11 protein-coding genes and 4 pseudogenes are annotated in these 12230 nt (G+C 67.5%); 8 read left to right on the plus strand and 7 right to left on the minus strand.

Annotated elements, in window-relative coordinates; translation table 11 throughout:
• Positions 1-377: 377 nt before the first annotated feature.
• The 5 genes and pseudogenes from ACYVLP_RS23630 to ACYVLP_RS23650 all read left to right on the plus strand — a co-directional run.
• Positions 378-1311, plus strand: a pseudogene (locus tag ACYVLP_RS23630) (IS481 family transposase); the annotation flags it as partial.
• A 98-nt stretch (positions 1312-1409) separates the two neighbouring features.
• A pseudogene (locus ACYVLP_RS23635) lies at positions 1410-1892 on the plus strand (IS481 family transposase); the annotation flags it as partial.
• A gap of 227 nt (positions 1893-2119) precedes the next feature.
• Complete coding sequence (locus ACYVLP_RS23640; protein ID WP_460629737.1) at positions 2120-2494, plus strand: helix-turn-helix domain-containing protein; 375 nt, start codon at positions 2120-2122, stop codon at positions 2492-2494.
• Between the two features lie 97 nt (positions 2495-2591).
• Positions 2592-3854 carry a tyrosine-type recombinase/integrase gene (locus tag ACYVLP_RS23645; protein ID WP_460629738.1) on the plus strand — a complete coding sequence of 421 codons (1263 nt, stop codon included), beginning with the start codon at positions 2592-2594 and terminating at the stop codon, positions 3852-3854.
• A 620-nt stretch (positions 3855-4474) separates the two neighbouring features.
• Positions 4475-4843, plus strand: coding sequence for a hypothetical protein (locus ACYVLP_RS23650; protein WP_460629739.1), 369 nt, complete (start codon positions 4475-4477; stop codon positions 4841-4843).
• 357 nt (positions 4844-5200) lie between these two features.
• Here the strand turns inward: ACYVLP_RS23650 and ACYVLP_RS23655 are convergent, their stop codons facing one another.
• The 3 genes from ACYVLP_RS23655 to ACYVLP_RS23665 form a co-directional block, all read right to left on the minus strand.
• The gene (locus ACYVLP_RS23655; protein WP_460629740.1) at positions 5201-5716 is read right to left on the minus strand and encodes a CPCC family cysteine-rich protein; all 516 of its coding nucleotides are present in this window, start codon (positions 5714-5716) and stop codon (positions 5201-5203) included.
• A gap of 871 nt (positions 5717-6587) precedes the next feature.
• Positions 6588-6812 carry a hypothetical protein gene (locus ACYVLP_RS23660; RefSeq protein ID WP_460629741.1) on the minus strand — a complete coding sequence of 75 codons (225 nt, stop codon included), beginning with the start codon at positions 6810-6812 and terminating at the stop codon, positions 6588-6590.
• A 3-nt stretch (positions 6813-6815) separates the two neighbouring features.
• Positions 6816-7850 (minus strand): UbiA family prenyltransferase, encoded by a 1035-nt coding sequence (locus ACYVLP_RS23665; protein ID WP_460629742.1) that lies wholly within the window; start codon positions 7848-7850, stop codon positions 6816-6818.
• Between the two features lie 351 nt (positions 7851-8201).
• On the opposite strand from ACYVLP_RS23665, the pseudogene ACYVLP_RS23670 reads away from it, so the two are divergent.
• A pseudogene (locus ACYVLP_RS23670) lies at positions 8202-8252 on the plus strand (hypothetical protein); the annotation flags it as partial.
• 30 nt (positions 8253-8282) lie between these two features.
• On the opposite strand, the pseudogene ACYVLP_RS23675 reads toward ACYVLP_RS23670, so the two are convergent.
• Positions 8283-8902: pseudogene (locus ACYVLP_RS23675) on the minus strand (transposase); the annotation flags it as partial.
• Between the two features lie 68 nt (positions 8903-8970).
• On the minus strand, positions 8971-9891 hold the full coding sequence (locus tag ACYVLP_RS23680; RefSeq protein WP_460629743.1) for a tyrosine-type recombinase/integrase: 921 nt from the start codon (positions 9889-9891) through the stop codon (positions 8971-8973).
• Positions 9892-10008: 117 nt separating this feature from the next.
• Here ACYVLP_RS23680 and ACYVLP_RS23685 point away from each other — a divergent pair, with 117 nt between their 5' ends.
• Complete coding sequence (locus ACYVLP_RS23685) at positions 10009-10482, plus strand: hypothetical protein (protein WP_460629744.1); 474 nt, start codon at positions 10009-10011, stop codon at positions 10480-10482.
• 171 nt (positions 10483-10653) lie between these two features.
• Here the strand turns inward: ACYVLP_RS23685 and ACYVLP_RS23690 are convergent, their stop codons facing one another.
• Entirely contained in the window at positions 10654-11091 is a 438-nt protein-coding gene (locus ACYVLP_RS23690; protein ID WP_460629745.1) for a hypothetical protein, read from the minus strand.
• A 96-nt stretch (positions 11092-11187) separates the two neighbouring features.
• Positions 11188-11592: a hypothetical protein gene (locus ACYVLP_RS23695; protein ID WP_460629746.1), complete on the minus strand. Its 405-nt coding sequence runs from the start codon at positions 11590-11592 to the stop codon at positions 11188-11190.
• Between the two features lie 135 nt (positions 11593-11727).
• Between ACYVLP_RS23695 and ACYVLP_RS23700 the strand changes: the two genes are divergently transcribed.
• Complete coding sequence (locus ACYVLP_RS23700; protein WP_460629747.1) at positions 11728-12099, plus strand: hypothetical protein; 372 nt, start codon at positions 11728-11730, stop codon at positions 12097-12099.
• Positions 12100-12230: the final 131 nt, after the last annotated feature.

The raw sequence follows: 12230 nt of genomic DNA on the forward strand, positions 1-12230 counted from the left end.
CAAGGAACACGGCAAACTGAACAGATTCGAGTGTCAAGGATCAACCGGCATCGAACTGTCAACCATCAGCCGGAGGTCAACAGCCCCACCAGAGTTTGTGCAGGTCAGACGGTGTTCCGTCCGAAGGATGGCCACCATGCTTGGCGCAACGATTGCGCCAACTCGGGCTCCCGAGCCCCCGAGTCGGTGTGCAGTTCCGGTTCATGCTTGACCATTGGGTTCCGGTTCCTGCCTTCCAGGTTGGGGACGCGGGTTCGGTTCCTGCGCGACAGTCGTTCCGGTAGGTGGCTGACAGTCCTGGCGTGCTGAGCGGTTGCCGCGGTGTCGCGGTGCGTTCTTTCGTGGCCCTGAACGGGGGTCGCGGAAGGAGCGCGTGAATGTTGCGGGAGCTGGGTGTGAGCGAGCTGCGGTACCGGGCGGTGCTGGAGGTGTTGGACGGGGCGACGGTCACCGAGGTCGCCCGCCGGTTCGGGGTGGCTCGTCAGACGGTGCACGTGTGGTTGCGTCGGTACGCAATGGACGGCGCGGTGCTGAACCTGCAGGATCGGTCCTCGCGGCCGCACACGTGTCCGCATCAGATGCCGGCGGTGGTGGAGGCCCGGGTGCTGACGATCCGCGATGCGAACCCGCGGTGGGGTCCGGACCGGATCCGGTACCAGCTGCAGCGCGAGGGCATCGTGCCGGTGCCGGGCCGCTCGGGGGTGTACCGGGCGCTGGTGCGTAACGGCCGGATCGACCCTGCCCGTCGGCGTCGTCGCCGCAGTGACTACCGGCGCTGGGAACGCAGCCGCCCGATGGAGCTGTGGCAGATGGACGTGGTCGGCGGGGTGCACCTGGCCGGCTCGGCCGGCGGGGTCGAGGTGAAGGTGGTGACCGGGATCGGTGACAACTCCCGGTTCGTGGTGTGCGCGCACGTGGTGGCGCGGGCGACCGCCCGGCCGGTGTGTGAGGCGCTGCTGGCCGCGTTGGAGCGGCACGGGATCCCCGAGCAGATCCTCACTGACAATGGCAAGGTCTTCACCGGCCGGTTCGGGCCGCACGGCTCGAGCGCGGAGGTGCTGTTCGACCGGGTGTGCGCCGAGAACGGGATCCGGCATCTGCTGACCGCACCAAGGTCGCCGACCACGACGGGCAAGGTGGAGCGGCTGCACAAGACGATGCGCGCCGAGTTCCTCAACACCGCGGACCGGGCGCACCCCAGCATCGGGGCGTTGCAGGCGGCGCTGGATGCGTGGGTGGTCCAGTACAACACCGTGCGCCCGCACCAGGCGCTGGGGATGCGGCCACCGGTCGACCGGTTCGCCCTGGTCACCCCGCAGCCTGCCGAGGTGATCGGCCCGCCGCCTCGGGTCGGACCTGACCGGCCGACCGCCGCCGCTGCCTCTGCGGCGCCCGGGACGCCCGCGGTGCGGGTCGCAGGGGTGCAGCGCTGGGTCAGCGGCAAGGGCATGATCCGCCTGGCCGGGTTCAGCTACCGGGTCCCGATCGTGTTCGCCGGGGAACCGGTCGAGGCGGTCGTGGCCGACCACCTCGTCCAGATCTTCCACCGCGAGGTGCTGGTGGCCGCCTACCCGCAACGGCTGCGGCCCGGGCACCCGCCCAGCGAGCCACCACGGCAGGGCCGCCGGGTCGCGCGGCCGGCGACCGACGGGATCGTGGTCAGCCGGATCGTCGACAAGGACGGGAGCCTGAGCTTCGCCGGAACGATGTACCGGGCCGGGCGCGCCTGGCGCGGCAAGACCGTGCAGGTGTCCGTGGTCGCCGACTCGGTCCAGCTCGCCTTCAACGGCAGCACCATCCGGGTCCACCCGATCCGGCACGACCGGGCCAAGGAGCACGGCGCCTACGCGACCCCGAACGGCCGGCCCCGCAAGCCACGCCAGGATGCGCCGGGTCAGTGCGGATCGCTATGGCGCGCAGCGGCCCCCACGGCTCACTCATCGCCGGTCACCCGGTGTCGTGCAGGTACCGGTCACGTTCTGTCGCGCGGGTGCCGAACCTTGACAAGCCCCCGAGTCGGCCCACAACCCATGGCTCAGACGACGCTGCGACCAACTCTGATGAGAATCCGTGTGCGTTGTGGCGACACTTGGTGAGTTTCCCCGCCCCTACCCGATGCATGACGATCTCTACGACCCGCGCGGCGCGACGCCGCCACCTGAAGGTCTCGCGTGCCGCCGAGCTGATGAGGGCGATCGACGATGTCGACGAGCTCGCGCGGAAGGCTCGTGCTGCCCTCGACGAGCTCGAGCTCGGCATCGACCGCGTCAGGGAGCTGCGCAACGACCGCGGCCTCGCGCTCGTCTTGGACCAGCCCGAACGGTTCGATACCAGCGGCCAGCCGCTGTCCATCCCGGAGGCGATGCTTGCTCTGGGCATCTCCCGGTCCACGATCGACCGGTGGGTCCGTGACGGGGTGATCGAGACGGTGGCGTTCGGCGCGCGCCAGCGGATCCCGCGCCGCGAGATCGATCGGCTGCGAGGCCAGCAGTGACAAAGCCGCGAGCGCGCGCGGCGAACGGTCGCCCCAAGCCGTATCTGGGCAAGGACGGACGCTGGCACTGCTGGATCGAGCTCAGCTCGGCGACCGCGTGACCGGGCGTCGCCATCGCAAGCACATCTTCGGCTGGTCGCGCGACGAGGTGCTCCAGAAGATACGCCGGCATGAGACCACCTCCAGCCAACGCTCCAAGGCGCGATCAGCGCCATCGAACGCCGCCGGCACCCTCGGCGAGTGGGCCCGACTCTGGCTCAAGGACGTCCACGACACCCTGCAGCCGCGCACCTGGCAGGGCTACGAGTCCCACCTGCGCGTCCACATCCTGCCCCGGTTCGGAGCACGCAAGATGACCCGCATCACGACCGCGGACATCAACGACTTTCTCCGGCACCTGCTCGCCGACAAACCGCACGGTGCAGGCCTGGACCGTGGCTCCGTCGAGTCCGTCAGACGCACCCTGTCGGTCTGCTTCAACAGGGCAGTCGCCTCAGAACTGACCGCCTTGGTGACCAGCCCGGTCAAAGGCAGCCACTTGCCGGCTCAGGCGACCGCACGCCACGAGATCACCCCGTTCACGGCACGCGAGACAAGGGCGCTTCTGGCGCTCGCTGATGCCGAGGACGACGACCCAGCCCGCTGGTGGGCTGCGTTGCTGCTCGGGCTAAGACAGGGCGAGGCGCTGGGCCTGCAGTGGACCGACGTCGACTTCGAGCTCTCCGACGTGCACGTGCGCCGGAGCCTGTACCGGATCCCTTACCAGCATGGGTGTGGCGATCCCGCGGCATGCGCACGCGACCGCTGCGCCCGCAAGCTCCGGAACGACCCGCGTGCGAGCCCGTGCGAGCCCGGCTGCGTCCGCCACGCGTCCAGCTGTCCGCAGCGGATCGGCGGACTCGGCACGAAGCCACCCAAGTCGAAGGCCGGTACCCGAGTGGTGACCATGCCGGACCCGGTGCGGGACGCCTTCTCAAAGCAGCTGGCAGCGTCCCGGCGAGCGGCCATGGCCAGCGGCACGCCCTGGGAGCCGAGCCGGTTCGTCTTCAGCCATCCGGACGGCCGACCCTACGACCCCGCCTACGACTGGAGCCGCTTCAAGGCATTGCTGGCACGAGCCGGCGTCGCGGACCGTCGGCTCCATGACTGCCGTCATACGGCGGCGACGGGCATGCTCAGCGCCGGACTTGACACCGTGACCCTGCTTCAGGTCATGGGCTGGTCCTCGCACAGCCTCGCCGTGCGCTACACGCATCTCATCGACCGAGCCCGCAAGCAGGCGGCTGCGGCATCGGTGCGCTGGCTGGCGGACAACGATGACGACGACCCCGACGTCGTGACATTGCGTTCGATCCGCTGACACCTGCAGCCCTTCGCCGATCCCTCGCCCAGAATCGAGGCCGCGGCCCGCACGCGTGCTCAAGCGGCGATCCAAGCCAGCGAGATGGTCACCCGGCCGGCTACCAGTCGCGATTCCGCACAGTAGCGGGCGCACGCCTTTGCGGTTCCCCGCCCCTACCAGGTGCATGAGCACGAGCGCACCGAACCGTGTCGCTGCCGGTGTCCCCACCGGGGGACAGTTCGCGTCCAAGGCCCACGACGAGCCGGCAGGCCTCGACTGCGCTCCCACACCAGCCGGCATATGCACCGCATGCGGGGCCGAACTGGTCCGGGAGCCCGACGGCCAGGAGTACCACCTGACCCCGGCCGGCGAGGCCGCCAATGGCTGCGCAGGGCGGAGTGACGAACAGGACGGGACACCCTCGACACCTCACTCGACACTGTTCGAGCCGAGCTGGACGCCGGGACCGGCGCTTCGTCGCGACCCGGGAGGGTGGCTGCGGGACATGACCCCGGCCGACCTGCGCGCCGAGCTGGTCGGCGCTGACGATATCGGCGAGCGAAACCGAATGCTCCTGGTCGACGAGGGTGTCATGGACGAGGACATCCAGACCGCCCTTGACGCGTCTGAGTCCCTCCGTGAGCTGGCCGCCGAACAGATCGAAGAGCGTTCGAGCGAGGACGGCGGAAGGCCGCGACCCGGACCCGCAGGTGGTGCTGGACCACCTGCGCGCGGTCTGGCCCGAGCGGCGTCGACGCCTCGACATGCTCGAGGTGACCGCTGACGACATCGGCGCGGCCACCGACCAGCTGCGCCGTGAAGAGCAACGGGCCGAGCTCTTCGACATCGGCTCAGTCGCGATGATGCTCGCCGCTCGGCGCCCCGGGCCCATGTGCACCGACCACGCCGGACGATGGGGCGCAGACGCGTCGTGCACAACGTGTTCGGACGACCATGGCCAGCCGCGCGACATGCCCAACGACATCAACCCGGCCCACGGCACGTGACAGCAGTACGCACCGGCGAGACCGCATCCGAGGAGGGCGATGTCGTGGTCGCCGAGCAGGATGGCTAGCAGGGGCCACGCTGCGGCGTGCGAGCCAGGTCGAGGTCGACCTTGTCGTCCCCCTGGCGCTGCGCCACCGTCCCACCGATGCAGCCTGATGGACGGTCGGGCGAACTGAGGCTCTAGCCGAGCGGGGGTCACTTCCTGCTCGTCCCGTGGGGCACGACCTCAGACCCCGCGTCCTACACCATGGATTTTGAAGAGTCCCCTAATGTCGCCCGGATCTGTACTTGTGGCGGCTCGTTTGCATCTTGTCCACAAGGCAGAGTCGGCGATTCGCGCACGTCCGGATGGCCTTTTACGCGCGTCCCCTTCGCCAGAAGTTTGGTCGCCACCAATAGAGTTGCGTTAGATCCTTCGGCCACAGTGTCGAGACATCATCATTGTCCTCGAAGTTGTTGGAATCTTGGATAGGCCGAAATCCAATGTCCACTTGTTCGTCTGCGGAAGGTGGGCGAGCGCGCTTGGTTGCTCGCGCTTCCTTCGCCCCCAATATCCTGTACGCCTGCTGCGCCTCGACCAGACACGGCCCGTTAGCCCCTCCCGGCAGCCGGGGCCATCGCAGCTGTAGCAAGTCGTCTTCCCAGCGACAGATGGGACAGATGAGGCTAGACCCAGGGCGTTCCGCAGAGAGCACGGTGTGTCCACAGCACGGGCATGGGAGAAGTGCGGCCATCATTCGGGAATCATCATCCCGATTGTCGTCCGAAACGCGGAATGGGGTTGCTCGGCACATAGTACGTGACAATTCCGCCAGATCCCGTGATACTGAACTCGCCGGTTCTTGGATCCAGGAGGTACCGAGTCGCGCCATCCTGCTTGCTCATCACTCCCGGCCTACGTCCGTCACACATGCACATGAGGTCTTCGGCTGCAGCAGCCTACTCCGCGGTGCTCTGGAAACCCATCTCGTGTCCATGCTCGTCGAAGTGACTCTTCAGATTGGCTGAACTGGTCCAGCCGTCCGCGCCGCAGTCGTTGTGTACGAGGACGAACTGTGTCAAGGAGGTGCCTACAAAGTAGGTGTGGATGCCTTCAATCGTGAGGTTGTAAGCAATGGGCGCGATGTTCGCTTCCTGGCACCAGACCGCGTACAGCTAGGCTTCTCCCCTCCGTGGTAAGGATCTCATCACCGTCTTGCAATGCGTCGGCTCGCTCGAACTGCCCGTCGGTGGCGTTCCAGCACGGGTGATCTTCGGTGGTTGTAATGGTGGATCCATCGGCTAGCTTGAGCTCAACGAGGGTGTCCCTCGTGGACCCATTTTTGGGTGACCTTCCGAGGCGCCGACTCGCCGGTCTCGCGGAAACGCCGGGCCGAACCCTGCAGCTCAGGCCGGCGTTTCCCAGGCTTAGTCTCATTCGTGGTCTCAGTCCGGGCCCGAAGGCCATGAAATGCTCGTTCGCGAGCGTTCAGGCCCGTTCGCGGGTGTCCGTTTCGACCAGAATTTCGGTGAGGAACACGCTCCCAAAGCGGGCTTGGCGGCGTTCGAGGACGTCCGACAGCGTTCGCCCGCGTCGAAATGCGTGACACCGACGATCGCGCACAGCTTCCTGGTCAACTGTCGAGATGCAGCAAAGGTTGCGTAACCGTGAGCGCGAAACTTTGCACGAGCGGCGTCGACGCGCAGGGCTGTGCAATCTCCGTGGAGCTACCGGCGTGGCGCGGCATGATGGTCACTCCTGCGTCACTTGTTGCTGCCGTACGAGCCGAAGGCCACCATGAAGGCAGCGATGGGAGCGACGACGCCCAACCCGACCACGCAACAGACGGCAACAAGCGCTGCGCCCACGACCCATGCTGCGCTGACCCGCCCGTGCAGACGAACCTGTCGGTCGGACAGGCGCTTGGCGATCCAGTAGGCGATGATCGAGAGCACGGCGATGCAACCGCCCCAGATGAGCCAGAACATGGGTCACCTCCCCGCGCTGTGGGCGGCGCGCGACCTGGGCCGCGCTCGCCACTGGGTCAGCGCGGTTGGCCGTGCGGCGAGGCCCGGGCCCGTCTGCGCCATCACGCGTGCCTGCAAGCCGAAGGACAGCACCGTGAGCGCCATAACGAGGGGCTCGTGGCCCGCGGATGCAGCGACGGCGGTGAGCCCGAGGCCGAGGATGACAACGAGGAGCTGTCCGCGCCCGACGATCGCCAGGGCTGAGATGATCCAGGCCTCACGTCGCGGGTTCTGCTCACGGGCGAGCTCGCGCAGCAGGACCAGCGCGCCGAGGGCCCCCAGCGCGAGGGATGTCGTGTGGGTGACCGAGCGGCTCGGACTCAGGGCGGCGGCCATCGCGGTGCCGACAACCCAGCAGGTGGCGCTCACCACACAGGTGGCGACCCGGCCGTGGCGAACCACGAACGTGCGCTTGCCGAAGAGGGCGTCGCCGCGCACGTCACGGAAGTCCTTGAGGATGATGCGCCCGACGAACGTGACGTAGAGGGCCGCGAGTAGGGGCAGATCGGCAATGCGCACCACTCCTCGGCCGGTGACCACGCCGACGAAGTACGGCGTGGCCACGTAGCAGGCGGGCAGAGCCACAGCCGCGACGATGCCCCGGTCGGCCAGGCGGACCGGCCCGATTGAGTAGGCAGTGCTGACGAGTACGCCAGCAGCGAGCACTACCAGCGCCGCTGGCGCGATCGCCACTGCCGCGCAGCCGCCCACTGCGAGCGAGCCCAGCGCAACTCCGATGAGAGTGGCGCGGTGGGCCGTGCCAGCGGCGTACATCCGCCTGGCATCCCCGGGCAGGTTCACCTGGTCGATGCGCTGGTCGGACAGGTCGTTGATAAGAGCGGAGTAGGTGAGGAACGGGACGACGACGAGCAGGGCCCGTGCAACGGGCAGGGCTCCGATCTCGCCGGTGACGAAGAGGCCGGTCGTGGCATACATAACGAGGAGCAACAGCACAGGCGGACGCATCGTGGACAGGACGACTGAGATCAGACTTCTCATCACTTCACCTTTCGAGGTGTGCCTGTGTCCATCCTCGACGTCGCGCTGCCGGTCGGGGTGAGTACCGGCGCTCACACTGTCGAGAAACTCTGACCGGCTCCGCTCAATCAGCCGGGCCAAGCGCGGCCTGAAGGGGCGTCGCCTGGACCAGCCCGGGGACCTCGCCGCCGTGTTGCGCCTGCTCTACTTCGTCTACACGGCTGGAAACGCGGGCCGAGTCGCCCTAGCGGGCGAGGCCGATCCGGCTCGCCGGCCAGCTCACTGTGGCCACTGAGGAAACAGGAGGCCCGCGGGCTGCTCGCGCTGATCCTCCTCAACCACGCCCGCCTCCCGGCGCGGGCGGTGCTGGAGATGTGGTACCCGGGCCAGCAGGGCGGCGCCGCCACCGCTAACCTGCTGTACGGCAACGCCAACCCCGCCGGCAAGTTGACCCTCACCATCGCGGATCTTGACCATGATCGCGTCGATGAACACCGCCGCGTACACACCTCCAGCGGCCGCGCCCACCACGCCTGCATCTCCTCGACCACCCGGTCGGTGATCCGGGTGACCGTGTCCTTGGACACCCACGCGCCGTACACGTCGCCGAAGTGCGGGCCGATCTCCCCGGTGGTCAGGCCACTGGCGTACAACGACAACACCACCGCGTCCACGTCGGACAGCCGGCGCTGCCGGCTGCCCACGATCACCAGGGTGAACGTGCCAGCCCGATCCCGCGGGACCTCGACCTCGACCGCGCCCGCGTTGTCGGTGACCACCGTCTTGGACCGTTTCCCGTTGAGGGAGTTAGCCCGGTTGCGGCCCGCGGGGTCGCCCCTGTCGGAGCCCAGGTGCTCGCTCATCTCCTCATCGAGCGCGGCCTCGATCACCGTCTTGGTCAGCGCCTTAAGCAGCCCGTCCGGGCCGGTCAGCGCAACGCCCTTGGCGCGCGCCTGACGGACCAGCTCCCTGGCCGCCTCCAGCTCGGCCGCCGTCGGCTCTACGGGCCCAGCGTCGCCGCCGGGCTCAGCATCTGGCTTCACATCCACCAATGTCGTGACGTTCTCAGTCATTTCGACCCTCCCCGCCCTCATCGGCGATCAGGCCTCTTACACCGTTTCTGCGATAGTCCCGGTTCCGGTCAAGTTCCCGATGCCATGTACGCGGCGAGGATGTAGTTGGGGTGTCGGTCGAGGTTCTTGCGGGCTCGGTCGTACCGCATCGTGGTCCGCGGGTCAGCGTGTCTGGCCGCGATCTGCACGTCGCGCAGGTCGACGCCGGCATCGAGCATGGTGGTGACGAAGGTGTGCCGCAGCATGTGTGGGTGCATCCGAGCCGAGTTGACCCCGGCGGTTGCGGCCAGGTGGTGCAGGCGCCTGGTAGCGCAGTGGCGGTCCATCCGGGTGCCGCGGCTGGTGCGCAGGATCGGGCCGGATGCGCGAGCATCGACGGCGCGGTCGATGGCTCGGGCCACGGCTGGTGGCAGCGGGGTGAGCACGACCTTGCCGCCCTTACCACGGACGCGCAGGACGCGGTGGCCGTGTTCGTCGCCGAGGTCTTCGATGTCGGCGCCGCAGGCTTCGAAGATCCGCAGGCCGAGCAGGCCGAGCATCGCGACCAGGGCGAAATCGTTGAGGTTCGCCGAGGCGCGTGCGGTCGCGAGCATGGCTTCGAACTGCAGGTGGGTCAGTCCGAGGGTGGGTGACTCGGCGTGCACGTTCGGGCGACGCACGTGCTCGGCGGGTGAATGCTCCAGCACGTCGTCGATGACGCAGGTGCGGTAGAACCCGGCCACGACCGCGACGCGGCGGCTGACGGTTGAGGGCTTGTACCTGCGCGTTTCTTGCATCCACCGGATATACAGCTCGATGTGGGGTCGCTGCACCGAGAGCGGGTCCAGGCCGTGTTCGGCGCACCAGGTCAGGTAGGCGCGCAGGTCGGACCCGGCGTGGACCCGTGACATGCCGGTGTATCGAGCCAGGTACGCCGCGACCGCCAGCCTCAGCGAGTCCGGCTCGGGTGGCGACAGGATCGGAATCAGGACTTTCGAATCAGTGCTCATTGCCGAGCGTGACCCACATCTGCGACGACAGCAACGCTCTCGAACATCGCGGCATGACCGGACGTGAGAGCCTGCGCCGACTGGCGGCAGGAGACCGTCGCTGACAAGATCGGCGCCGTGAGCAGCGAGATCTCGCCAAAGGCGGAGAATCTGATCTCCCGGTTGCTGGAGGAGCTCAAGGCGTACGCGGGTGATGAGCACTCCAGGTACGCAGAGACGACACTTCCCGGCGGCGACGAGTCAGACATTTTGGATATCCTCGTCCAGACCGCCGAGTCGACTTCGACGTTCGCGCTCTGGTACGGCGAGGGCATGCCAAAGTCGTGTGACGACAACGGATTTGCGGCCGTCGCGAAGTGCGTCCGCGCACCTGACGGCAGCATCGTCGCGTGGTACGAGGAAGTGCGGGCCGATGAGAATGAAGAACCGTACGAGCTCGTCCGCATCCTTGTGGCTTTCCGGTCTGATGGGCTCGTCGTCACGTTGAACAGGTATGCCGAAGCTGGACCCATGGGGCCCGTGGACCCGTGGGAGTTCGCTTCACTTCGGGCCATCGCCCTCGCTCCGGCATGGGACAACGCGTCCGGATGATGACCCGTCGGGCTGATCACGCTATACCCGGCAATCCGACCTCGTGCCCGCCTGCCCGTCGCAACTCGGAACAAGTCCGCCAGGTGGCTCGACCGGTCGGCGGCAAGAGGGGCGTCGACATTTGCTCGATCGCGGACGCTTTCGGCCACGCTGACGAGCACGCTGCGGATGTCAGGCGGGCGGCGTTGCCCGACGCGACCTGCGCTCGACCGACTCGAGTCGCTGCGATGGAAGGGCCCACTCGATCCTCTGGCCGGACCGGGTCGACAACTCGACGGCGGTGTCGGCGGCCAAGGCTAGGTACCAGCTCTCCCAGAGGGTCAGGTCCCTGGTCCTGTCGAAGTGGACCGCAGTGACCTCGAACTGGATCGGACGGCGCCGTGGAACCCGAAACCCGCTGATCCAGTTCGCGGCGAACGTCATCAGATGACCGTCAAATTCGGCGGCGCCGGTCCGCCACCGATGCGACAAACCCTTAACCGGCGGTAAACGTGAATCCAGGACCCTTAAGGAGCATTCGAATCTCAGCCCGTGGGTGCGCCCTCCGAGCCACCCGTCAACCACGGCACCTGCAGCGCCCGCGGCCGCCCCCGCGATGATGTCCGACATGACGCAAGAGTAGACGGCAATCGGTGCATAGCCCGCCCGAACCAACGCACGTCCATCGGCGCGACCGACCGCGCGACCAGCGGCTATGTGCGGATGTCAGGTGGTGACCTCGCCGCCACTCACCTGAAGGACCAGCCACGCTGGGCCGTGCCTCAGCTCGACTCCGACGAGTTCGCCCACTTCGTTTAGCCGGGGGTGCCAATCATTGAAGGCGCGGCCGAGCGATTCCGAGAACGGTTCGTCGGCTGATGCGTCTCGCGCTACCCAACGGGCACCATCGAGGTCGTAGTCGTAGGGGGCCAGCCAACTGTGGTCCCCGGGCTCGGTGATCGTCCAACGAAGGGTCCAATCGGTCTCACCCGCGACCGCTAAACCGTGTCCGTCGTCGTAGAGAAGGTGTACCGGCCCCACGTTTAGCTGGACGGGCTCGCCCGGCATCGCCCAGGCCAGTCGGGTCACCTTCGTCAGAGTCCGACTCTTCAGTCCTTCGATGGTGACCACGGAGCAGACGCTACCGCCGCGCATCCAGCCACCCAGCCATGGGGACACTGCCGAAGTGCGGTTCGCCTTCGAATCAAGCACGGACTGCGGCATTTCCGGATGACGGCTCGACGGCTACCCGGCACCATCTGTGTCATGCGGATCAAGGTCCTGCAACTTGTGGCAGGGAACCCGGTTGCTCTGGAGTGCGAGACGCCGGCAGGTCGTCTGATTGCCACCTGGCGAGGCAGCGAGCCGCCCTCTGTCGGGGAGTCCTACGACGTTGAGATAGATCCGGTGGGCGAACTGGCCTGGGGCGACCAGGTGAGCGTTGAGGCGAAGCCCGCGGGGATATCTGGGGAGTCGCTCGTTGGCCTGGTCGAGGACGTCGACGGAGGGACGGTGATACTCCGCGTCTCCGCGGCTATTGTCGTGCTTGACGTGCATGGCGATCCGCCTTTGGGCGTCGTGGGACGTGAGGTGCTGGTGCGTCCAGACGCGTTCGAGCTGTACCCAACCGGGGCGTGACCGGACAGTTCCGGATGGCTGGTCACGGTACGGCGCGGGACGCGCTCCGCGGCTACTTGTTTCATTGACGGCAGGACCGGTGCCTGCGCAGGCTCTGGTTCAGGTGCCCGGGTTCGTCGCTCTCAACCGCG

It is taken from the genome of Intrasporangium mesophilum, assembly GCF_054783095.1.

Excerpts from the sequence above, each read along its gene's own strand:
- ACYVLP_RS23690 (WP_460629745.1), bottom strand. The coding sequence starts at position 11,091 with ATGTCGGACATCATCGCGGGGGCGGCCGCGGGCGCTGCAGGTGCCGTG.
- ACYVLP_RS23665 (WP_460629742.1), bottom strand. The coding sequence starts at position 7,850 with ATGAGAAGTCTGATCTCAGTCGTCCTGTCCACGATGCGTCCGCCTGTG.
- ACYVLP_RS23660 (WP_460629741.1), bottom strand. The coding sequence starts at position 6,812 with ATGTTCTGGCTCATCTGGGGCGGTTGCATCGCCGTGCTCTCGATCATC.
- ACYVLP_RS23640 (WP_460629737.1), top strand. The coding sequence starts at position 2,120 with ATGACGATCTCTACGACCCGCGCGGCGCGACGCCGCCACCTGAAGGTC.
- ACYVLP_RS23700 (WP_460629747.1), top strand. The coding sequence starts at position 11,728 with ATGCGGATCAAGGTCCTGCAACTTGTGGCAGGGAACCCGGTTGCTCTG.
- ACYVLP_RS23680 (WP_460629743.1), bottom strand. The coding sequence starts at position 9,891 with ATGAGCACTGATTCGAAAGTCCTGATTCCGATCCTGTCGCCACCCGAG.
- ACYVLP_RS23655 (WP_460629740.1), bottom strand. The coding sequence starts at position 5,716 with ATGGCGCGACTCGGTACCTCCTGGATCCAAGAACCGGCGAGTTCAGTA.